This is a genomic window from Phaeacidiphilus oryzae TH49, from assembly GCF_000744815.1.
Lineage (GTDB): Bacteria > Actinomycetota > Actinomycetes > Streptomycetales > Streptomycetaceae > Phaeacidiphilus > Phaeacidiphilus oryzae.
The window spans coordinates 5,988,330-6,009,468 of record NZ_JQMQ01000005.1; the positions used below are offsets into that span (position 1 = coordinate 5,988,330).

Annotated in this window: 23 protein-coding genes; 15 read left to right on the forward strand and 8 right to left on the reverse strand. The window is 75.1% G+C overall.

The window, feature by feature from the left end; all coding sequences use genetic code 11:
* Positions 1 to 283 precede the first annotated feature (283 nt).
* The gene (locus tag BS73_RS30310; protein WP_051941156.1) at positions 284 to 922 is read right to left on the reverse strand and encodes a cysteine hydrolase family protein; all 639 of its coding nucleotides are present in this window, start codon (positions 920 to 922) and stop codon (positions 284 to 286) included.
* Positions 923 to 993: 71 nt separating this feature from the next.
* On the opposite strand from BS73_RS30310, the gene BS73_RS30315 reads away from it, so the two are divergent.
* The 4 genes from BS73_RS30315 to BS73_RS30330 all read left to right on the forward strand — a co-directional run bounded on the left by BS73_RS30315 (position 994) and on the right by BS73_RS30330 (position 3,972).
* Positions 994 to 1,494, forward strand: a complete 501-nt coding sequence (locus tag BS73_RS30315) for a MarR family winged helix-turn-helix transcriptional regulator (protein ID WP_037581870.1) — start codon at positions 994 to 996, stop codon at positions 1,492 to 1,494.
* Between the two features lie 95 nt (positions 1,495 to 1,589).
* On the forward strand, positions 1,590 to 3,143 hold the full coding sequence (locus BS73_RS30320; protein WP_037577634.1) for an FUSC family protein: 1,554 nt from the start codon (positions 1,590 to 1,592) through the stop codon (positions 3,141 to 3,143).
* 141 nt (positions 3,144 to 3,284) lie between these two features.
* Positions 3,285 to 3,614 (forward strand): winged helix-turn-helix transcriptional regulator, encoded by a 330-nt coding sequence (locus tag BS73_RS30325; protein ID WP_235215585.1) that lies wholly within the window; start codon positions 3,285 to 3,287, stop codon positions 3,612 to 3,614.
* A 145-nt stretch (positions 3,615 to 3,759) separates the two neighbouring features.
* Complete coding sequence (locus tag BS73_RS30330; protein WP_037577636.1) at positions 3,760 to 3,972, forward strand: hypothetical protein; 213 nt, start codon at positions 3,760 to 3,762, stop codon at positions 3,970 to 3,972.
* A gap of 5 nt (positions 3,973 to 3,977) precedes the next feature.
* Here the strand turns inward: BS73_RS30330 and BS73_RS30335 are convergent, their stop codons facing one another.
* Complete coding sequence (locus BS73_RS30335; protein ID WP_152617775.1) at positions 3,978 to 4,829, reverse strand: helix-turn-helix transcriptional regulator; 852 nt, start codon at positions 4,827 to 4,829, stop codon at positions 3,978 to 3,980.
* A gap of 140 nt (positions 4,830 to 4,969) precedes the next feature.
* On the opposite strand from BS73_RS30335, the gene BS73_RS30340 reads away from it, so the two are divergent.
* On the forward strand, positions 4,970 to 5,992 hold the full coding sequence (locus tag BS73_RS30340; RefSeq protein WP_037577637.1) for an aldo/keto reductase: 1,023 nt from the start codon (positions 4,970 to 4,972) through the stop codon (positions 5,990 to 5,992).
* A 42-nt stretch (positions 5,993 to 6,034) separates the two neighbouring features.
* Complete coding sequence (locus BS73_RS30345) at positions 6,035 to 6,586, forward strand: GNAT family N-acetyltransferase (protein ID WP_152617776.1); 552 nt, start codon at positions 6,035 to 6,037, stop codon at positions 6,584 to 6,586.
* Here BS73_RS30345 and BS73_RS30350 read toward each other — a convergent pair.
* A complete protein-coding gene (locus tag BS73_RS30350; protein WP_037581877.1) occupies positions 6,549 to 6,965 on the reverse strand; it encodes a VOC family protein in 417 nt (138 codons plus the stop codon). The genes BS73_RS30345 and BS73_RS30350 overlap by 38 nt on opposite strands.
* 63 nt (positions 6,966 to 7,028) lie before the next feature.
* Here BS73_RS30350 and BS73_RS30355 point away from each other — a divergent pair, with 63 nt between their 5' ends.
* Positions 7,029 to 8,042: a helix-turn-helix transcriptional regulator gene (locus BS73_RS30355; protein ID WP_037577638.1), complete on the forward strand. Its 1,014-nt coding sequence runs from the start codon at positions 7,029 to 7,031 to the stop codon at positions 8,040 to 8,042.
* Between the two features lie 37 nt (positions 8,043 to 8,079).
* Here the strand turns inward: BS73_RS30355 and BS73_RS30360 are convergent, their stop codons facing one another.
* Entirely contained in the window at positions 8,080 to 8,835 is a 756-nt protein-coding gene (locus BS73_RS30360) for an SDR family oxidoreductase (protein ID WP_037577639.1), read from the reverse strand.
* 138 nt (positions 8,836 to 8,973) lie between these two features.
* Here BS73_RS30360 and BS73_RS30365 point away from each other — a divergent pair, with 138 nt between their 5' ends.
* Both BS73_RS30365 and BS73_RS30370 read left to right on the forward strand, forming a co-directional pair.
* Positions 8,974 to 9,993 carry a TIGR03842 family LLM class F420-dependent oxidoreductase gene (locus BS73_RS30365; RefSeq protein ID WP_037577640.1) on the forward strand — a complete coding sequence of 340 codons (1,020 nt, stop codon included), beginning with the start codon at positions 8,974 to 8,976 and terminating at the stop codon, positions 9,991 to 9,993.
* Positions 9,994 to 10,070: 77 nt separating this feature from the next.
* Positions 10,071 to 11,723, forward strand: a complete 1,653-nt coding sequence (locus BS73_RS30370) for an NCS1 family nucleobase:cation symporter-1 (protein WP_152617777.1) — start codon at positions 10,071 to 10,073, stop codon at positions 11,721 to 11,723.
* A 144-nt stretch (positions 11,724 to 11,867) separates the two neighbouring features.
* Here BS73_RS30370 and BS73_RS30375 read toward each other — a convergent pair whose 3' ends face one another.
* The gene (locus BS73_RS30375) at positions 11,868 to 12,386 is read right to left on the reverse strand and encodes a YceI family protein (protein ID WP_037577641.1); all 519 of its coding nucleotides are present in this window, start codon (positions 12,384 to 12,386) and stop codon (positions 11,868 to 11,870) included.
* 174 nt (positions 12,387 to 12,560) lie between these two features.
* Here BS73_RS30375 and BS73_RS30380 point away from each other — a divergent pair, with 174 nt between their 5' ends.
* The 5 genes from BS73_RS30380 to BS73_RS30405 all read left to right on the forward strand — a co-directional run bounded on the left by BS73_RS30380 (position 12,561) and on the right by BS73_RS30405 (position 18,927).
* Entirely contained in the window at positions 12,561 to 13,931 is a 1,371-nt protein-coding gene (locus BS73_RS30380) for a DUF6986 family protein (RefSeq protein ID WP_051941158.1), read from the forward strand.
* A 283-nt stretch (positions 13,932 to 14,214) separates the two neighbouring features.
* Complete coding sequence (locus BS73_RS30385; RefSeq protein WP_063837094.1) at positions 14,215 to 14,493, forward strand: hypothetical protein; 279 nt, start codon at positions 14,215 to 14,217, stop codon at positions 14,491 to 14,493.
* 60 nt (positions 14,494 to 14,553) lie between these two features.
* Positions 14,554 to 15,963 (forward strand): helix-turn-helix domain-containing protein, encoded by a 1,410-nt coding sequence (locus BS73_RS40540; RefSeq protein WP_063837095.1) that lies wholly within the window; start codon positions 14,554 to 14,556, stop codon positions 15,961 to 15,963.
* Positions 15,964 to 16,086: 123 nt separating this feature from the next.
* The gene (locus BS73_RS40545; protein ID WP_037577642.1) at positions 16,087 to 16,746 is read left to right on the forward strand and encodes a methyltransferase family protein; all 660 of its coding nucleotides are present in this window, start codon (positions 16,087 to 16,089) and stop codon (positions 16,744 to 16,746) included.
* A gap of 45 nt (positions 16,747 to 16,791) precedes the next feature.
* Positions 16,792 to 18,927 (forward strand): prolyl oligopeptidase family serine peptidase, encoded by a 2,136-nt coding sequence (locus BS73_RS30405; protein ID WP_037577643.1) that lies wholly within the window; start codon positions 16,792 to 16,794, stop codon positions 18,925 to 18,927.
* Positions 18,928 to 18,959: 32 nt separating this feature from the next.
* On the opposite strand, the gene BS73_RS35250 is transcribed toward BS73_RS30405, so the two are convergent.
* A complete protein-coding gene (locus BS73_RS35250) occupies positions 18,960 to 19,226 on the reverse strand; it encodes a hypothetical protein (RefSeq protein WP_084704466.1) in 267 nt (88 codons plus the stop codon).
* 15 nt (positions 19,227 to 19,241) lie between these two features.
* On the opposite strand from BS73_RS35250, the gene BS73_RS30410 reads away from it, so the two are divergent.
* Positions 19,242 to 20,348, forward strand: coding sequence for an SGNH/GDSL hydrolase family protein (locus BS73_RS30410; protein WP_084704467.1), 1,107 nt, complete (start codon positions 19,242 to 19,244; stop codon positions 20,346 to 20,348).
* Positions 20,349 to 20,446: 98 nt separating this feature from the next.
* Here BS73_RS30410 and BS73_RS35255 read toward each other — a convergent pair whose 3' ends face one another.
* Positions 20,447 to 20,821: a hypothetical protein gene (locus tag BS73_RS35255; RefSeq protein ID WP_152617778.1), complete on the reverse strand. Its 375-nt coding sequence runs from the start codon at positions 20,819 to 20,821 to the stop codon at positions 20,447 to 20,449.
* Positions 20,818 to 21,123, reverse strand: a complete 306-nt coding sequence (locus tag BS73_RS30415; protein ID WP_161789721.1) for a TetR/AcrR family transcriptional regulator — start codon at positions 21,121 to 21,123, stop codon at positions 20,818 to 20,820. The genes BS73_RS35255 and BS73_RS30415 overlap by 4 nt, the downstream gene beginning before the upstream one ends.
* Positions 21,124 to 21,139: the final 16 nt, after the last annotated feature.

A 21,139-nucleotide genomic window follows, 5' to 3' on the forward strand; every position in this document is an offset into this window, starting at 1 on the left:
GGGCACTGACAGTCCTCCGTGCGATGAAGCCGCCCGGTGGCAACCTGCGGGCTGGTGATGACCCACGCCGAGAACAGGCTGATTGTCGACATCCTGGTCGAGCAGGCCCCCGGGAGGGCACCTTCGCCTTTGGCCCCAGCCCCGGCCCCTCTCCGCCGCCATCCCGGGCCCAGCCGGACGCCGGCCCCCGTCGTGGCCTGGTCCGGTTCCGACGCATCCGGCGGGGTTCTTGCTGCGGCGCAGTGCCGACACCGGCCGTTGCCCGTGTGGACTCCTGGCCTTGTCAATGGCCCGGCCTCCCGCTTCCGGGGTTTCGCGCGGCCGCGGCGGCCGCCTCGAAGGCGGTGACGTCGAGGACGTCGGCCTGGGTGGGCAGGACGGATTCCAGGAGAGTGCGGTGGACCTGCGGGTCGAGGTCGGCGCAGGCGTCGCTGAGGACCAGCAGCCGGTAGTCGCGGTCCGCGGCGTCGCGCACGGTGGAGAGGATCGCGCCGCTGGTGAAGATGCCGCCGAGGACCAGGGTGTCGATCCCCTGCTCGCGCAGGAACGGATCGAGCGAGGTCGTGCTGAAGGCGCTGACCCGGGTCTTGGTGACCGTGTGAGGGGCGTTGCCTGTGGCGCGCAGCACCTGGTGGAAGTCGTTCGCCGGCTCGCCCTCGCCCAGCGCGCCGGACCGGGCGAGCGGGGCGAACGCCTTGTTGTGGGCGGGCACGGCGGCGTGGTCCTCGGGAGTGAAGGCGACGCGTACGTGCACCTCGCGGATGTCCGCCGCGAGCGCGGCGCGCTGGGTGCGCTGGGCGCGTTCCAGGAGGCCGTCCGCGTCGGGGAGGGTGTCCAGGAGGGAGTGCTGCAGGTCCAGCAGCAGCAGCGCGGTTCGGCCGGGGGTGAGGGCACGGGTCGGGGTGTGGAACTGTGCGGTCAAGGCTCGTCCTTTCCGGAGGGCGCAGGGGAATTTAGTACAGCGCTGGATAATCGTGTAGCGTAGTAAACATGATGAGCGAGGACCAAATCGACTGGCTGACCCCCGAGGAACTGCGCGTCTTCCGGGCCCTCAACCGCGCCTGGGAGGCGGCCGCGGCCCGCCTCGACGCCGACCTGGAGCGCGAGGCCGGCCTGCCGCGCACCTACTTCGACATCCTGTGGCGGCTGCGCCGCGCCCCGGGCCGGGCACTCCGGATGACCCGCCTGGCGGAGATCACCCACTCCAAGGCCAGCCGGATCACCCACGCCGTCGGCCGGCTGGAGGCGGCCGGCCTGGTCCGCCGCGAGGTCCCCGAGGGCGACCGGCGCGGCTGGCTGGCCGTGCTCACCGACGAGGGGCTGGCGCGGGCCGAACAGGCCGCGCCGGTCTACGCCCGCAGCGTCCGCGAGAACGTCCTCGGGCCGCTCAGCGGGCGGCGGCGCGAACAGCTCACCGCCATCGGCGAGACCCTTCTCGCCCACCTCGATCCGGAGTCGCTGCCCGGCACCCCGGACGAAGAGACGGGCGCCTGACCGTGCCGTCCACCACCGGCCGGCCTGCCCCGGCCGCAGCGGCCCCCGGTCCGAACTCTCCGGCCGCGTTGCGCCGAGGGGCCCGAGGGGGCGCTATGCGGGCACGGGCACTCGCGCGGGCCGCGCGGCGTGCCGCCCGCACGGTCACCGGCCTCTACCTCGCCCGCGAGGGCCACTACGCCTGGCGTCTCGGCGGAGGGATGGTCCTCGCCCTGGGTGTCCCGTTGGGGATCGGTATCGCCGCGGGCCATGCGCCGTTCGGCGTCGCGGCCGGCATCGGCGCCTATCTGCTGAACCTGCTGGTCCCGCAGGGCGACCTGAGGGCCCGCCTCCGGCAGGTCGGCATCCAATGGCTGGCCTGCTCGGCGGCCACGGCGCTGGGCGCCCTGCTGGGCGGCAGCCTGACGCTGAGCGTCCTGGCGGTCCTGGCGGTCGTGCCGTCCACGACGGCGGGGATGGCGCCGGTCATCCCCCTGGTGTTCGCCTTCCAGGGGCTGGCCGGTGTCGGCAGCGGTACCTATGTCCTGCTGTTCGCCGCCGGCGGCCTGTGGACCAGCCTGCTGCTGCTGACCCCGTTCATCGGGGGCCGGCCGGATCCCAGCCGGCCCAGCCGCCAGGAACCCCGCCGCTCTACGGGCGGGGTGTGGCGCCGGCACTGGGCGGGGGTGCGCATCTCGATCGCCGAACGCCCGCCCCAGTTCCGCTACAAGGTGCGGCTCGCCGTCTGCTTCACCCCCGCCTTCCTGGCCGTGGACCTGCTCCACACCCCGCACGGGATGTGGGTGCTGGCGGGCATCTTCGGCTGCCTGCGGCCGAGTTGGGGGCAGACCACCAGCCGGGTGGCCAAACGGGTCATCGGGAACGTCCTGGGCTCCAGCGTGGCCGCCGCCCTGCTGATCCTCGTCCCCGCACCCTCTGTGCCGGCGCTGGCGGCCGTCATCGTGGTCCTCGCCGGCACAGCCCGGACTCTGCGCGGCTACAACTACGGCCTGTGGCCCGTCTTCGCGGCGCCCGCCATGCTCCTGTTCTTCTCTCTCGACGCCCGGTCGACCTGGGTCGACGCCCTGGAGCGGATCTCCAACAACACGATGGGCGCCGCTCTGGCGGCGCTGGCCACCCTCTTCCTGTGGCCGCACCGCGAACAGCCCTTGGTCCCCGAACGGCTGGAGGAGCTTCTTCTGGCGCAGGCGCGCTACCTCGCCCGGGTGGCCGCCTTCGCCGGAGCGCCCCAGCCGGGCGAACGCGGCCGCACCCGCGAGGCCGTCGAGGCCGCCGAACAGCGGCTCGCGGCCTCCAAGGACCGGCTCGCCGCTCAGCCGCGCCCGCCGCGGCAGCTGACGGCCCGGCTCGACGCCGTCCGGGACGCCTCCGCCCGCCTCCGTGCGCCCTTGGCCGCGCACCCACCGCACGCCGCCCCGCCGCTGCCCTACACCGCCGACGGCCTCCGCCGACTGGCGGCCCGACTCCGGGACGCCGGCGCTGCGATGGACAGCCCGGCGGTGACCCCGCCGGCGCCGATCGCGCCCCCGCCGGCCGAGCTCTGCCTTCCCGGCACGAGCAGCGACATCACCGATGCCGCGCTCGACCTCATCCGGCAGGCGACGAGTGCGGCCGAACTCGCCGTCGGGTCGGCCCCTTCGCCCCGTTGAAGGAGGGCCCAGGGGCCGACAAGCAGGCGCCCGGACGCCGACCCCCACTGCCCGCTGCCGTCAACCCGTTCGCTCGCGGATTCGGGCCCCACCGCCGGCTCGGGCGGACTGCCCGACCGCGACGAGCTGCTACGCGACGTGATGGACCGTATCGGTGACAAGTGGTCGGTGACGGTCATCTGCCGCCTCGACGACGGGCCGCTGCGGTTCAACGCGCTACGGCGCGCCGTGGGCGGCATCACCCAGCGGATGCCGAGCGCGACGGCGCGTCGCCTCGAACGCGACGGCCTGGTCAGCCGCACCGTCGAGCCCACGGTGCCGCCCCGGGTCGAGTACGCGCTGACCGAGTGCGGGCACAGCCTCCACGGCGTCCTCGCCGAGCTGGTGGCCTGGACCGAGGCGCACCTCGACGAGATCCGCCGCGATGGTGCGGAGTACGACGCCGCTGCCGGGCCCCGCGCGGGGCAGTGACACCTACCACTTACCACTGCACCACCGCCGCCCCATGCTCGCCGGGTCGGCGGCCGAGGGTTTAACCGGGTTCTCAGGCGGTTCACAGACTCCCCACGTAGGGGGCGCGCAGTCTGGGAGAGGAACCGAACGCAGGAGGCCGACCATGCAGAACCTCCCCACCGCGATCTGGACCCTGGCCCGCACCACCGTCGAGGTGCTGCTGGCGCCGCCGGAGATCACCGCCCGGGCCCTGGCCGAGGCCAACGCCGCCCCGCAGCTGCGGTGGGGCCGGACACCGCGGACGGCCGCCGCGTCCCCGGGCCCCCGGCGGGACTGGACACCGGCACCGAATGGCGGCCCGCTGACCGCCCACTGAGGGCCTCAGCCCACCTCGACCCCGTCCGCCTCCGAGTCCGCCAGGGCCCGCAGCCGGGCCAACTGCTCGGCGGCGTCGGTGCCCTCGACGGGGAAGGCGGCCAGCATCCGGACGTCCTCGTCGGGGGTGAGCAGCAGCTCGCAGCGCAGCCTGATCAGCCCGAGCTCGGGATGGAGGACGTCCTTGCGGTCCGAGCGGCGGACCCCGACCTCGTGCCGGTCCCACAGCGCCCGGAACTCCTCGCTCCGGTCGAGCAGCTCGTCCACCAGCTCGGCGATCCGGCGGTCGCCGGGGCGCCGGGAGCGGGTCGCGCGGAGGTCCGCGACCAGCGCCGCCGCCAGTCTGGGCCGGTCCTCCTCGGGCGCCCGCCGGCGGTACGCGGGCTCGGTGAACCACCGCCGGAAGAAGTTCCCCTGCTGCCCGCCGCCGGGCTCGTGCCCGCCCAGCAGCGCGCGGTGGAGGGCGTTCTCCCAGACCACCTCGCCGCCCTCGGTGTAGATGCAGACCGGGATGTCGGTCAGCCTGCTCGCCAGGCCGATCAGCCCCGGCCGTACCCGGTCGCCGGCCAGCCGCGGCGGCGCCGGCTGCCCGGCCAGGTGGCAGAGGTGGTCCCGCTCGTCGGGTTCGAGGCGGAGCGCCCGGGCGAGCGAGGCGACCACGGCGGCGGACGGCGCCGAGCCGCGGGCCTGCTCAAGCCGGGAGTACAGGTCGGTGGAGACCCCCGCCAGCTGCGCCACCTCCTCCCGCCGCAGGCCGGGGGTGCGGCGCCGGGCGCCGGCCGGCAGCCCCACGTCGGACGGGCGGAGGGCCTCGCGCTTCCGGCGCAGGAAGTCGGCGAGGCCGGGGCGGTCGATCATCCTCCCATCCTGCCCGCCGGCGGGCGCCGCAGCCAGGGAGAGGGCCTCCCCGGATACGCCGTCCCTGCCCCCGCCCGCCTCGCGGCGCAAGGCTTGACCCGAGACCGGTCCGGACGGGACCGGAGATGGGGACGAGAGACATGCGCTACCGCACGCTGGGCCGCACCGGCATCAAGGTCAGCCCGTACGCCCTGGGGACGCTGATGTTCGCCACCTCGGTCGGCAACCCGGACCCGGCCGACTCGGCCCGCATCCTCCACCGGGCGCTGGACGCCGGGATCAACCTGGTCGACACCGCCGACGCCTACGGGGACGCGGAGGAGATCGTCGGCCGCGCCCTCAAGGGACGCCGGGACGAGGTGGTCCTCGCCACCAAGGTGGGCCGCCCGATGGGCCAGGACCCCAACCGGCAGGGGGCCTCCCGCCGCTGGATCACCACCGCCGTGGAGGACTCGCTGCGCCGGCTGGGCACCGACCGCATCGACCTCTACCAGCTGCACCGCCCCGACCCGGGCACCGACCTGGAGGAGACCCTGTCCGCCCTCACCGACCTGGTGCGGAGCGGAAAGGTCCTGGCGATCGGCGCCAGCGGGACGCCGGCCTCCGACATCGTCGAGGCGCGGCGGGTGGCCGAGCTCCGCGGTCTGGAGCGGTTCCACACCGAGCAGCCGCCGTACTCGCTGCTCAACCGGGGGATCGAGCGGGAGCTGCTGCCGGTGGCGCAGCGGCACGGCCTCGGGGTGCTGGTCTGGGGCCCGCTCGGGCAGGGGATGCTGACCGGCCGGGTGCGGCAGGGGCGGGCGACCGACGTCCGCCGGGCCGGGATGATGAGGGCGTTCGGCGACGAGCGGCGGCTGGACGCCGTCGAACGGCTGCTGCCGCTGGCCGCCGAGGCGGGGCTGCCGCTGACCCATCTGGCGATGGCCTTCGCGATCAGCCACCCCGGGGTGACCAGCGCGCTGCTCGGGGCGCGCACCATGGAGCAGCTGGACGGCCTGCTGGCGGGCCTGGACGTGGTCCTCTCCGACGAGCTGCTGGACCGGATCGACGAGATCGTCCCGCCCGGCACCGACGCCGGCCCCCTCGACCAGGCGTACCTGCCGCCGGCCCTGCGGGACCCGGCGCTCCGCCGGCGCCCGGCGGACGCGCGCTCGGCGGCCTGACCAGGGGCCGGTGGCCGGGGCCGGCGGTTATCCTCGATCTTCGTGGGTGCAGCCGTGCGGGCCGAGGGCCGAGAAGACCATCTGACGATACGAGTGGCGAAGCGGGACGAGTTCGCCGCGGTCGGCCGGCTGACCAGGGACGCGTACACGCTGGACTACCCCGGTCTCAGCCCCGGCTATGTGGACGAGATGGGCCGTCCCGAGCTGCGCGAGCAGGACTACGAGCTGTGGGTGGCCGAGGAGCCGGGCTCCGGGGAGCTGCTGGCCACCGTCTCCGTGCTGCGCCCGGGCCGGGACAACGGCGGCGAGATCCGCCCGGGCGAGCTGTACTTCCGGCTGCTCGCGGTCGCGCCGAAGGCCCGCAGGCGCGGACTCGGCGCCCGGCTCACCCTGTTCACCCTCGAACTGGCGAGGGAGCGCGGCCTGGACGCCGTCGTCCTCCACAGCGGCCCGGAGATGCTGCCGGCCCACGCGCTCTACACGGCCCTGGGCTTCCGGCGCGCGCCGGAGCGCGAGCGCAGCTTCCTGGACGACAGCGGCCGCGAGCTCCACCTCCTCACCTTCGTCCGGCCCCTCGACTCGCCGGCGGAGTGAAGAAGTTGACCAGGTTGCCGTCGGGGTCGCGGAGCAGCAGCGAGCGGTTGCCCCACGGCATGGTGGTCGGCCCGGCGACGAACTCGGGGACGAGGCCGGGGGCCGAGCCGGGGACGGAGCCGGACAGCTCCCGGTAAAGGGCGTCCACGTCCGCCACCCGGAACTCGATGATCACACTGCGGTTCTCCGCCGGGCGGGCGGAGCCCGGGGCGAAGAGCGGCACGGTCCGGGTGCTGCCGATGGCGAGGGTGCCGTGCGGGGTCCGCAGCTCGGCGAAGTCCTCGGTGACCCAGGCCGCCGGCACCCCGGTGGCCTTCTCGTAGAAGCCGACCAGGCGGTCGATGTCGGCGGTGATGATGCGCGTCGATACGAAGTCCATGGCGGCCACGCTAGGAGCTGTACCGGACGGAACCCGCCCGGTATCAGGATTAGGCTGCGCACCATGTCCCGACCGACCGCCCGTGTGCTGACCCTGCTGGAGCTGCTCCAGTCGGGCGGCACCCGGAGCACCGCCGAACTCGCCGACCGGCTCGGGGTCGACCCGCGCACCGTGCGGCGGTACGCGGAGCACCTGGCCGACCTCGGCCTGCCGGTGGAGTCGGTGCGCGGCCGGTACGGCGGCTACCGGCTGGGCCGGGGCTACCGGCTGCCGCCGCTGATGCTCGACGAGGACGAGGCGCTGGCCGTCCTCCTCGGCCTCCTCGCCGGCCCGCGGGCGGCCCGCGGCGGCGCGGCGGACACCGCGGCGGAGACCGCCGCGGAGACCGCCGCGGCCAAGATCCGCCGGGTGCTGCCGAGGCACCTCGCCGAGCGCCTGGACGGCCTTCTCGCCGCCCTCCGGTTCACCGACCGGACCGCCGCCGGGACGGCCGGCGCCCCCGCCGCCCCCTCCCCGGACGCGGCGGTCCTCCTCACCGTCGCGGACGCGGTCCGCCACCACCGCCCGCTGGCCGTCCGCTACACCGACCGCGAGGGCCGGCGCAGCGACCGCACCCTCCATCCGTACGGGATCGTCTCGCACTCCGGCCGCTGGTACGTGAACGGCGCGGACCCCGGCGCAGGGGAGGAGCGGACCCTCCGCCTCGACCGGATCGCCGACGCGCGTGCGCTGCCCGGCGCCTTCGAGCCGCCCCCGGGCGGGGCCGACCGGGCCGAGCGGGTGCTGGCGGGCTTCGCCGGGGCTGGGTACCGCCACCGGGTGGAGCTCCGTATCCAGGCCACCGTTCGGCAGATCCGGGCCCGTCTCCCCCCGGCGATCGCCCTCCTCGACGAGGCGGAGGCCCCCAGCGAGGAGATCTGGCGGGCCGTCACCATCCATGCGGAACGGCTCGATTGGCTCCCGCCGCTGCTGGCCGCCCTGGACCGCCCGTTCGTGGTCCGCGCCCCCGACGAGCTCCGGGCACTCACCCTCGCCTTCGCCGAGCGTCTCGCCGACCGGGCGCGCCGGGCCCCGTGACCGCGCGGGAGCGGGAGCGCGCCGGCGTCCGTCCTGGTCAGAACTCGCCGCCGGAGGCGTGGAGGGTCTGGCCGGTCAGCCAGCGGGCGGCGTCCGAGGTGAGGAAGGCGACGACCTCGGCGATGTCGCCGGGCTCGCCGAGGCGGCCCAGCGGGGTGTCGGCGAGGATGCGCTCCAGGACCTCGGGGCGGCCGCGGGCGGCCAGGGCCTCGGTGCGGACGGCGCCGGGCAGCACGCTGTTGACGGTGATCCCGCGCGGGCCGAGCTCCTTGGCGAGGGACTGCATCAGGGCGTCCGCGGCGGCCTTGCTGGCCGCGTAGATCCCGGACCCGGCGCGGCGGGAGACCGCGGCGCCGCTGGACATCAGGACGATCCGGCCGCCGTCCGGCAGCCGCCTGGACGCCTCCCGGAAGAGGCGGAAGGCCGAGCGGGTGTTGGTGTCGAAGACCAGGTCGTAGTCGGCGTCCGAGAGGTCGGCCAGGGCGCCGAAGCGGGCCACCCCCGCGTTGCAGACCAGGATGTCCGCCGGGCGGCCGAAATGCCGCTCGGCGGCGTCGAAGAGGACGGCCGGGGCGTCGGGCGAGGTGACGTCGGCGGGGACCGCGAGCGCGCGGGCCCCGGCGCGGTGGACGGCGTCCACCGTCTCCGCCGCCGCGCCGGCGTCCGCGCGGTAGTCGACCACCACCGCGGTGCCGTCCCGGGCCAGCCGTTCGGCCACCGCGCGGCCGATGCCCCGGGAGGCTCCGGTGACGATGGCGAGGCGGGTCTCGGGCGGCAGCGGGGCGTCGGCCATCCGGCCATCGTGGCACGCGGGCCGCGGCGTGGGACATACCGGTGACGCATCGGCGACGCACCGGCGCGCGCTCTGGTGCCGCCGGGCCCGGGGCGTGGATACTCGGTCCACGGCCGTCCTGACGGGAGGTCACCTCACATGGACCTGGGCCTCGTTCTCCAGACCGACCCGCCGGCGGCGGCGGTCGTCAGCCGGATGCGCCGGGCCGAGCGGGCCGGCTTCCGGTACGGCTGGACCTTCGACTCCGCCGTGCTGTGGGAGGAGCCGTTCGTCGTCCACAGCCGGATCCTGGAGCACACCGCGAAGCTCCGGGTCGGGCCGATGGTGACCAACCCGGCGACCCGCGCCTGGGAGGTCACCGCCTCCACCTTCGCCACCCTCAACGAGATGTACGGGCCGCGGACGGTCTGCGGGATCGGGCGCGGGGACTCCGCGCAGCGCGTCGCGGGACGCCGGCCGGCCACTCTCGCCCGGCTCGGCGAGGCGATGACCGTGATCAAGACCCTCGCCGAGGGCCGCGCCGCCGACGTCGGCGGCACCGAGCTGCGCCTGCCGTGGGTGCGGCCCGGCACGCCCGCCGCCCGGCTGCCGGTGTGGATGGCCGCTTACGGGCCGCGGGCCCTGGAACTGGCGGGCCGTCAGGCGGACGGCCTGATCCTGCAGTTGGCCGACCCGTACCTGGTCGAGTGGATGGTGCGGGCGTTCCGGGCGGCCGCCGAGAGGGCCGGACGCGACCCGGACGCGCTGACGGTCTGCGTGGCCGCGCCCGCGTACCTGTCCGACGCGGAGGGCCTCGGGCACGCCCGGGAGCAGTGCCGCTGGTTCGGCGGCATGGTCGGCAACCACGTCGCCGACCTGGTCGCGCGGTACGGGGACGCCTCCGACGCGGTGCCCGCCGAGCTGACCGACTACGTCAAGCGCCGCCAGAGCTACGACTACGCCCACCACGGCCGGGCCGGGAACCCGGACACCGCCTTCGTCCCGGACGAGATCGTCGACCGCTTCTGCGTGCTCGGCACCGCCGAGCAGCACCTGGCCAAGCTGGAGCGCCTCCGGGCGCTGGGCGTGGGGCAGTTCGCCGTCTACGCCATGCACGACGCCGTGGACCCGCTGATCGACGGCTACGGCGAGCACGTCGCCCCGCGCCTGCGGGGTTAGGGCGGACCGGCCCGCTCAGCCGGCTCCGGCCGCCCAGCCGGCCCGCAGCACCCCCTCTCGACCCCCGGGAGCCCGCGATGACCGCGACACCCGCGCCGACCCCCGCGTCGACGCCCCCAGAACCCGGCGTCATACCCGAGGGCGAGCGGCCGACCGGCCGCTACGCCAACCCCGACCTCCTTCCCATCCCCCCGGAGCGGCGCACCTGGGGGACCTACAACTTCCTGGCGCTGTGGGTCGGAATGTCCCACTGCATCCCGTCCTGGCTGCTCGCCAGCGGCCTGGTCGCGGCCGGGATGGACTGGGTGCAGGCGGTGGTCACCATCGCCGCCGCCAACGTCATCGTGCTGCTGCCGATGCTGCTCACCGGGCACGCCGGGCCGAAGTACGGGATCCCGTTCCCGGTCTTCGCCCGCACCTCCTTCGGGCTGCGCGGGGCCAATCTCCCCGCGCTGATCCGGGCCGCGGTGGCCTGCGCCTGGTTCGGGATCCAGACCTGGATCGGCGGCGAGGGGATCTTCCTGCTGGCCGGGAAGGTCTTCGGGCACGGCTGGCTGACCGTGGGCCAGTTCTGGGGCTTCCCCTGGACCCAGTGGCTCTCCTTCGGGATCTTCTGGCTGATCGAGGTCGCCGTGATCGTCCGCGGGATGCAGACCCTGCGCCGCTTCGAGAACTGGGCGGCACCGGTGGTGCTGCTGGGGGCGCTGGCACTGCTGGGCTGGATCACCGACAAGGCCGGCGGTATCGGCCCGCTCGTCGACCAGCCGTCCAGGCTGGGCTGGGGCCGGCACTTCTGGCCGGTCTTCTTCCCCTCCCTGATGGGGATGATCGGCTTCTGGTCGACGCTGTCGCTCAACATCCCGGACTTCACCCGCTTCGGCCGCTCCCAGCGCGCCCAGCTCCGCGGCCAGGCGCTGGGACTGCCGACCACCATGACCCTCTTCGCCCTCCTCTCCGTGCTGGTCACCTCCGGCTCGCAGGCGGTGTACGGGGCGCCGATCTGGGACCCGATCCAGCTCGCGGCGAAGCTCGACAATGTGGCCGGGGTGCTGCTCGCGCTGGTGCTGGTGATGGTCGCCACCCTCTCGGTCAACCTGGCAGCGAACACGGTGAGCCCGAGCTACGACTTCGCCCATCTGCTGCCGCGCTGGATCGACTTCCGCACCGGTGCGCTGATCACCTGCGTACTGGGCGTGGTGATCATGCCGTGGCGGCTGACGTCCAATCCGCACGTGTACATCTACACCTGGCTCGGCACCGTGGGCGGGCTGCTCGGCACCGTCGCCGGGATCCTGATCGCGGACTACTGGGTGGTCCGCCGCACCAGGCTGGCCGCCGCGGAGCTGTACAGCGGCAGCGGGCGGTACCGGTACGCGGCCGGGTGGAACTGGCGGGCGGTGGCCGCGTTCGCGGTGGGCGGGCTGCTCGCGGTCGGCGGCTCGTACTCCACCGTCGCGGGCGGGGTGAAGCAGGGGCCGTTCCCGGCCGGCGGGCTGGTCCCGGCGCTGAAGCCGCTGGCCGACTACGGCTGGGCGGTCGGGCTGACCGCCTCGCTGCTGGTGTACTGCCTCCTCACCTGGTTCGTCCCGCCGTGGCGCGCGGCGCACGCCGGGCCGCGCGGGGCCGGAGCGGCCGCCGGCGGGTCGCCGGGCGAGGAGGGCCGGCCGGCCGACGCCGAGGGCCGGCGGCGCCGTGGAGAGCGACGGCTCGCGGACGGCCAGTCGCCGTGACCCGGGCGCGGCGGGGTGCTGAGCTGGGCCGGCGGGCCGCCGCGCGCCCGTGCTCCGCGTCCCGCGGCCCGCGACCGAGCCCCGCGGCAAGGGGCCCGGCCTCAGGCGGCCGGGCCCCTTGCCGCGGTGGGACCGCCGGGGTGGTCAGGCCGTACCGGCGCGGGTGAAGTGGAGGGTGGCCGACACCGTCGTCGGACCGCGCATCGCGCTCAGCTGGTTCCAGGTGATGCCGTGGTCGGCGCGCTCGACCTGGAACTCGGTGCTGAGGACGACGGAGCCGTCCTGCTCCTGGCGTACCACGGCCTCGACGGCCTGCGGCCGGCTGACCCCGCGCACCGTCAGCTCGCCCTCGACCTGGACCTTGTCGCCCTCGCCCGTGGCGGCCCTGGCCACCGCGAAGGTGATCGTCGGGTGGCGCTCGCACTCGAAGAAGTCGGCGGAGCGCAGATGCTGGTCGCGCTTGGCGTTGCCGGTGTCCACGGACTTGGAGTCGACGGCGATCGCACCGGCGGCGGTGCCGTCCGGGTACACCTCGCCCTCGCCGGAGACGGTGGTGAAGGTGCCTCGCACCGTGACGAGGCCCCACATCCCCTTCTGTTTGAAGGCGACGTTCGAGCGGGCTGAATCGAGTTTCCACGAGCCGGTCGCGACATCGGTCGACATGGCTTCTCCGCGTAGGCGTTGAGTCGGGATGTGTGGCTGTGCCTCGCTGCGCACGCCCGTGGGCGTCAGGGAAATCCTATGCCCGTTGACGTGGGGGCGGGGGGCGGTTAGCGTCCGGGGGAGAGATTGACAAAATGTTGAAATCGCTGGTCCGTGGGGAAGGGATGGTGGCGCGTGGCGCGGTCGGTCTTTGGGGACGGGGGCAAGGGCGTCGTCGCGGAGGCGGACGCCCGACTGGCGGGCGTGGACGAGGAGTTGGCGCGGCGCTTCCCCGGCGAGCCGGCCGGCCGGCAGCCGGTGCACACGGTGTACGTGCCGGGGGACGCCTTCGGGCCGGGGACCGTCCGGGAGTGGGGCGAGCGCGCGCTGGCCGCGCTGGAGGAGCACGCGCCGGACGCGGCCGCCCTCGCCGCGGCGGTCGGCGCGCCGGTGGACGACGCCCTGTACGCGCGGGTCCGGGAGAAGCTGCGCCGGGAGCCGGTCGAGGACCTGCGGGTGGACTTCGAGGACGGCTACGGCGTCCGGGACGACGCCGAGGAGGACGCGGCCGCCGCCGCGGCCGCCAGGACGCTGGCCGCGATGGCGAGGGAGGGCGCGCAGGCGGGCCCGGGCGCGCCGCCGTACTTCGGGATCCGGATCAAGTGTCTGGAGGCCGCCGTCCGCGCGCGCGGGATCCGTACCCTGGACGTCTTCCTCGCCGAGCTGCTGGACGCCGCGGGCGGGGTACTGCCGGCGGGGCTGCTGCTGACCCTGCCCAAGGTGACCTACCCTCAGCAGGTCTCCGCGATGGCCCGGTTGTGCACCCGGATCGAGGAGTCCGCCGGGCTGCCGACGGGCCGGCTCGGCTTCGAGATCCAGATCGAGACCACCCAGTCCATCCTCGGCCCGGACGGCCGGGCGACGGTCGCCCTGATGATCGACGCCGCCGAGGGCCGCTGCACCTCGCTGCACTACGGCACCTTCGACTACAGCGCGGCGTGCGGGATCAGCGCGGCCCACCAGGCGCTGGACCACCCCGCCGCGGACCACGCCAAGGCGGTGATGCAGACCGCCGCCGCGGGGACCGGGGTCCGGCTCTCCGACGGCTCCACCAACGTGGTGCCGGTGGGCGGCACCGAGCAGGTGCGCTCCGCCTGGCGGCTGCACCACTCGCTGGTCCGGCGCTCCCTGGCGCGCGCCTACTACCAGGGCTGGGACATGCATCCCGGCCACCTGCCCACCCGCTACGCGGCGGTCTACGCCTTCTACCGGGCCGGGCTCGGGGACGCCTCGGCGCGGCTGGCCGCCTACCTCGACGCGCTGGACGCCGCGCGGCTCGGCGCGAGCGCGAGCGCGGGGACGGGGACGGGCCCGGGGGCCGGGGCGGGCGCCGGCGAGCCCGCGGTGCTGGACGAGCCGGCCACCGCCCGCGCGCTGGCCGGCTATCTGCTGCGCGGGCTGGACTGCGGGGCCTGGGCGCCGGAGGAGCTCGCCGCCCAGGGCGCGCGTCCGGCGCCGAGCCGCGCGCGGCTGGAGGAGCTCGCCGGGCGCTCGAAGCAGGGGTAGCCACACCGCAAGCGCGTGGCGCGCGAGGTGGCGCATCCGCCCCGAAGAGGCCCGGATGTGCACTGCCGCCCCACGGATTGCCGGATTCTACAGATGAATTGCCAGCGGGCGCGCACTACTTGAGTGCGCGCCCGCAAGTGTGCGCATGCGCCTAGGATTTCTCCCACTTGCTTGCGAATACCGCGAAAGCAGTGCTAGCAATTTGCCAAAGGTCACTCGGGATTCGCCCTGTGGCCGCACGCCGTCGGATTCACCCGGCACGCAACGCAAGGAACAGCACGCCATGCGCCTTACTTTCCTTGGAACCACGTCGAACAACGGCAATTGCCCTACGCTCTACCTGACAGATCGCGACACCTACGTCGTCCAGGGATACCTGGTCACCGACCAGGGCGCCCTCGATCAGCTGCGGGATCTCAATCCCGGCGAGACCGCCGTGGAAATCCCGCGCGCGCTGCTGGAGTTCGCGCCCCCCGGCGCGCTCCCCCGGATGGGGGGCCTCCCGTCCACGAGCGGGGCTGAACTGGTCACCGGTGCCGCAACGGGGGAAGACTCGGCATAGGCGGCCGGAGCGGTCGGGACCGCCCCGGCCGCCCGGACCGACTATGGGGAGCAGCACTCTATGACCGATTTCCAGCGCGAACGCGAGGCGCTCGGCGCCTGGCTGCACCGTCTGCGCCGGGACTCCGGGCTGAACGGCAAGGAACTGGCGCTCAGACTGGGCTGGGCGCCGTCCAAGGTCTCCCGGATCGAGAACGGCCGGCAGACCCCCACCGAGCCCGACATCGCCGCCTGGGCGGGGGCGGTCGGCCGTCCGGACGCCGCGGAGGAGCTGGTCGCCCGGCTGCACGCGCTGGACAGCCACTATGTGTCCTGGCGCCGCTCGCTGCAGGCCGGGCACGCCCCCCGGCAGCGGGTGGGCGCCGAACTCGACGCCCAGACCCGGGTGTTGCGGATCTTCGAGCCAGGGATGATCCCCGGCCTGCTGCAGACCGCGGAATATGCCCGCACCCTCTTCAGTGGACTGGTGGACCTCAACGGGAGCCCCGCGGACATCGCCGAGGCGGTCCGGGCCCGGATGGAGCGCCAGCATGTGCTGTACGAGCCGGACCGGGAGTTCCACATCCTGGTCACCACCGCCGCGCTGCGTACCCGGGTGTGCCGTTCCGAGGCCCACCGCGGGCAGCTCGACAGACTGCTGGCGGTCTCCTCGCTCGGCAACGTCCGGCTGGGCGTGGTCCCGGACCGGGCGGGATGGCCGCTGGCCCCGTTGCACCCGTTCTGGATCTACGACGAGCGGCTGGTCCAGGCGGAGATCTGGACCGCCGAGCTGAACCTCACCGAGCCCCGTGAGATCGGCCTCTACCGCCGGGTCTTCGACTCCTACGCGGAGATCGCCGTGTACGGCGCGGAGGCCAGGCGGATCGTCAACCAGGTGGTGGAGGAGCTGGTCCGGGAGGAGGAGGCGGCAGCGGAACGTTCCGCCGCGGCCTCCGCACCGGCGCCCCGGCCGGAGGCGACCGTGCCGGTGCAGGCCGCCCGGCCGGGGGCGGAGGCGGCTCCCACCGCCGGTCCCACTTCCGGGCCCTCGGCCTCGGCCGCACCGCCGGCCGCCGTCGGCGTCCCGTCCGGCGAGGGCGGTTCGGCGGGCGAGGGCGGCACGCCGACCGTCGGCGGCTCCGGTTCCGGGCCCTTCGGGATGCGCGGGGCCGGCGGCGGCGGCCGGCCGGCCGGCGAACCGCTCCGGCAGCAGCCGCACTCGCAGCAGCAGCCGCACTCGCAGCCGCAGCCGCAGCCGCAGCCGCAGCAACCGCAGCAGTCGCCGCAGAACCAGCTCCCGCCGCAGCTCGCCCGTAGTGAAGAGGTGCGGCAGCCGCCCGCGTTCGATCCGGCGCACGCCGTGGGAGTCGCCGGCGGTGACGGTGGAGGAGGCAGCGGAGGCGGCGGCCCCGACGGCGCCGCCGCCCGCGCGCCCGCCCCCGAGGGCGAGGCCGACCTCTACAGCAACTCCTCGCGCGCAGAGCAATCCTGAGCAACCGTCGACAATCCCGGCCCGGGGCTCCACCCCCGGGTGGAGCGGGCCGTCGGCCGTCCGCCCGCAGGATCCGCCCACGGGCGGTGGCCGCCGGCGTCCGCGGGGACGAGGCTGGTGGGCATGAGCAGTCTCCACTCCGCCCTCACCACGCTGACCTGGGTCTGCATCCTCGTCTTCGTCGCTGCCTGGATCCTCGGCGCGATCTGGTTCGGCCTCAGGTCGCCGGGCGGGGGCAGGAGCCGGCCCGGCGGCCGGCGGCGGGCCCTGGTCTCCCGGCTGGCGCTCGTGCTGGGGATCGCCCTGGTCATCCGGCTCACCAGCGGCGCCGGGGGCGGCTCCGGGCCCGGCTTCGGCTTCGGCTCCGGTACCGGCGCCGGCTCCGGCGTCTGGCGGCATCTCACCTGGTGGCAGCCGGCGGTGGCGGTGACGGGCGCGCTCCTCGCGGTCGCCGCCACCGCGCTGCTGCTCTGGGCGCGCTGGACGCTGGGGGTGATGTGGACCAGCGTTCCCACCGTCCAGGAGCACCATGAGCTGGTCACCACGGGTCCGTACCGGATCGTGCGGCACCCCATCTACACCGGCCTGCTGGCGTTGATCCTCGGCGCCATGCTGGCGCACGGCTTCGGCGTCTGGCTGGTCTACTTCGGGCTCGCCGTGCCGTGGCTGCTGCGCCGGGTCCGGGTCGAGGACCGGCTGATGGCGGGGCGCTTCGGCGAGCGGTACCGGGCGTACCGGGCGGAGGTCCCCGCGCTGCTGCCGTACCCCAGGCCTGGCCGGTAGCGGAATGCTCTGGCGTGGCGTGGATCGAACACGGAGGATGTGGCCATGCCCGAGACTCGAAGCGGTACACCCTTCCACGACCTGGACGCCTTCCTCCGGATACCGAGGATCGGCGGGCTCGCGCTCTCCCCCGACGGGCGCCGGCTGGTCGCCGCCGTGCAGCGACTCGCCGCCGACGGAAAGCGGTTCAACGGCTCGCTGTGGGAGCTCGACCCGGACGGCGAGCGCCCGGCCCGCCGGCTGACCCGCTCCGCCAAGGGCGAGTCCGCCCCCGGTTTCCGCCCGGACGGCACCCTCCTCTTCCTCTCCGGCCGGCCCGCCGAGGGCGCGGACGCGACCGAAGCCACCGACGCGAGCGGCGCCGACGAGGCCGCCGAGGCGGCCGGTCCCGAGGGCGGGAAGCCCGGGAAGGACGAAGCCGAGGAGACCACCGCCCTGTGGGCGCTCCCGCCCGGCGGCGGCGAGGCCGAGCGGGTGGCGGCCCTCCCCGGCGGCGTGGACGGCTACGCCACGGCCCGCGCGGCCGACCGGATCGCCCTCGGCACCAGCTTCCTGCCCGGAGCCGCGGACACCGCGGCGGACGCCGAGCTCCGGGCCGCCCGCCGGAAGGACGGCACCAGTGCGATCCTCCACGAGGAGCCGATGGTCCGGTTCTGGGACCACGACGTCGGCCCCGCCGTCCCGCGGCTGCTGACCACCGGTCAGCTTCCGGCGGAGCAGGGCGCCCTGGTGGACCACGGGTCGATGTCCCGGCACACCGGGGAGTACGCCCTCTCCGCGGACGGCGCCCTCCTCGCCCACGTCGTCGACGCCGGCGACCACCCCGACGAGGCCCGTACCGCGATCGTGGTCAGCGACGCCGCCACCGGCAAGCGCCTGCGGGTCCTGGACGAGCCCGGCCGGGACTACTACGCCCCCGCCTTCACCCCGGACGGCCGCGGCCTGGTCGCCGGCGTCCACCCGCACGACCGCTGGGAGGAGAGCGGCGAACCGAGCCTGGTGCTGATCGAGGACGCCGGGGACGCCGCCTCGGAGCCCCGCGACCTGCTGCCCGAGTCCGAGCTCTGGCCCTCCGCCCCGCTGGTCTCGCCGGCGCCGGGCCCCGACGGGGAGCTGGTCCTCTTCTTCGCCGCCGACGAACTGGGCCACGCCCCGGTCTTCCGGCTGACCGTGCCGCGGACCGGCGCGCCCGCGCAGCCCGTCCGGCTGACCGCTGACGGCGCCTACTCGGAGCTCGCCGTCACCCCGGACGGCCGCACCCTCTACGCGCTGCGCTCGCACATCGACGCCCCGCCGGCCCCGGTCCGGCTGGACGCCTGGGCCGCGGACCAGCAGACGGCCGTGATCCCGGCGCCTGGCGCGCTCGGCCCGGCGGACTTCCCCGGCCGGCTCGCGGAGGTGCGCACCACCGCCGAGGACGGGATGGCGCTGCGCTCCTGGCTGGTCCTCCCCGAGGAGGCGGGCGCGGACGCCCCGGCCCCGCTGCTGCTCTGGGTGCACGGCGGCCCGCAGCACACCTGGAACGCCTGGACCTGGCGGTGGAACCCGTGGGTGGCGGCGGCCAACGGCTACGCCGTGCTGCTGCCCGACCCGGCCCTCTCCACCGGCTACGGCAGGCGGATGCACGAGCGCGGCTGGGACAACTGGGGCGGCAACCCGTACACCGACGTGATCGCGCTGACCGACGCCGCCCTGGAGCGGCCCGACCTGGACGCCTCGCGGACCGGGATGATGGGCGGCTCCTTCGGCGGCTACATGGCGAACTGGATCGCGACCCAGACCGACCGCTTCCGGGCCATCGTCACCCACGCCAGCCTGTGGAACCTCAACGGCTTCGCCGGCACCACCGACTTCCCGGCCGCCTGGCGCCGGGAGATCGGCGACCCGCTGAGGCAGCCGGAGCGCTACGAGAAGAGCTCCCCCCACCTGCGGGCCGCACAGATCAGCACGCCGATGCTGGTCATCCACGGCGACAAGGACTACCGGGTGCCGATCGGCGAGGGCCTCGCCCTCTGGGCGGACCTGGTGCGCTTCGAGGTCCCGGCGAAGTTCCTGTACTTCCCGGACGAGGGCCACTGGATCCTCAAGCCGCCCAACATCCGCCTGTGGTACCGGACCTGGCTCAACTTCATGGCCCACCACGTCCTCGGGGCCGAGTGGGTGCGTCCGGACCACCTCTGACCAGCGAGGCCGCGCGCCGAATTGACGGTGGATCACGATCTGTGCAGTCTGCACACGATGAGGAAGCTGCGCTCGAAGAGTCGTTCGGGGCGGCTGCGGGCCGTCGTCGCCGCGCTGGCCGCCACGGCGGTGCTGGCCGCCTCGGCGGCCTGCGGCGGAGGCGGGAACACCGGGTCCGGCGATGGGACGACCGCGCCCACCGCCGTCGGCGGCGGAGCCGGCATAGCGCCGGCCACCGCCGGCCCGCGCCGCATCGCCGCCTGGCCGGCCCGGTCACCGCCGGCGGACCGTCCTTCCACGCCCAGACCGTCCGGATGGTCGTCCACAGCACCGTGGCCGGCCGTTCCCCGCGCCTGGAGTTCTCCAACCGCTACGGCAGCGGCCCGCTGGTGCTGGGCGCCGTGGACGTGGCGCTCCGGCAGGGGAGCGGCGGCAGCGGGGACGCCGTCCCCGGCAGCCACCGCACCGCCCGCTTCGCCGTCGCCGGCGGCGGGCCGGGCGCCGCCGCCACCTCCACCAGCGTCACCATCCCGGCCGGCGGGGAGGCCGTCACCCGGCCCGTGGCCCTGGCCGTCGGCGCCGACCGCTCCCTCCTGGTCAGCGTCTACCTGCCGAACCCGACCGGGCCGTCCTCCTTCCACGCCAACGCCGACGGCACCACCTGGGCGACCGCGCCCGGCGGCGGCGACCACGCCGCCGACGACAGCACCGCGGACTACCCGCGGACCTCCACCCACTGGTACTACCTGGACGGCGTCGACCTCGTCCCCGACCGGGCCCGCGACACCGTGGTCGCGTTCGGCGACTCCATCACGGACGGCTCCGCGGCCACCCCGAACGCCGACCGCCGCTGGCCGGACGACCTGGCCCGCCGCTTCACGGCCCGGCCCGGCGGCCGGCCGTACGCGGTGGTGGACGCCGGGATCGGCGGCAACCGGCTCCTCACCGACGCCCCGCTGCTCGAACACGGCGTCCCCGGGGTCGAACGCTTCACCAGGGACGCGCTGGACCGTCCCGGCGTCCGGTCGGTCGTCGTCCTGGAGGGCGTCAACGACATCGGCAACGACGCCGGACCGCACGGCGGTCCGCTCACCGCCGCCGAACTCGTCGGCGGGCTGCGGCGGTTGATCGACCTCGCGCACGCCCGGCACGTCCGCGTCTGCGGCGGAACGATCCTGCCCTTCCGCGGCGCCTTCTACTGGAGCCCGCAGGGCGAGCGGATCCGGGAGGCGGTCAACCGCTGGATCCTCACCTCGCACGCCTTCGACTGCACTGTCGACTTCGCCCGCGCGGTCGCCGATCCCGCCGACCCCGAGCGGCTGGCCCCCCGCTACGACAGCGGCGACCACCTCCACCCCGGCTCCGCGGGCTACCAGGCGATGGCGGACGCGGTCGACCTCCGGCAGGTCACCGGCGGCTGACGGCGGCCGGACCGGCGCGGCCGGGCGGGTCCGTCCCCCGACCGGGGCAGCCGGCCTGGCCGGCCGCCCGGTTCAGGCGCCCGGTTCGGCCGCCCGGTTCAGCCGACGGGGTTCGCCGTGGCCGCCGGACGGGCCGGAGCCCGGGTGGGGGCCGCCGGCACCGGCAGGTGGGGGGCCAGCAGAAGGCGGATCACCTCCTCCAGGCGGCGGTAGGCGTCGGCCAGCGTGCTGCGGCCGGTCACCCAGGCGATCAACTCGCCCTGCCAGGCCGAGTCGATCAGATGCGGCACCACCGACCGGGCCTGCGGCGGAAGTTCGGGAAGGATGGTGCGCAGCGACTCCTGGCCGACGCAGGCCATCCGCTGCACCGCCTCGCTGGCGAAGGGATCGGTGGAGACCGCGACCGAGACCAGCAGGTGGGCCATCTGCGGCTGCCGCTGGAAGGCCCGCAGCCCGCGGTGGACGAAGTTCACCACCCGGTCCGCGGGCTCGTCGGGGCGACGGCCGCCGCCGGCGCCGCCGCAGCCAGGTCGGCGAGCAGCTGCGCCCACCAGTCCGCGACCGCGGCGGCCAGCAGATGGTCCTTCGAGGAGAAGTACCGGTACGCGGTTCCCAGCGCGACCCCGGACCGCTCGCTGACGTGCTTCATCTGGACGCGTTCCACGCCCATCTCGGCGACCAGCTGGGTTGCTGCCTCGACCAGGTTCCTGCGGCGTTCCAACTGGCGGGGAGACATGGCCTCGACCGGCCGAGGGGACAGGTCAACCTTGGACACGCGCCCCATTCTACGG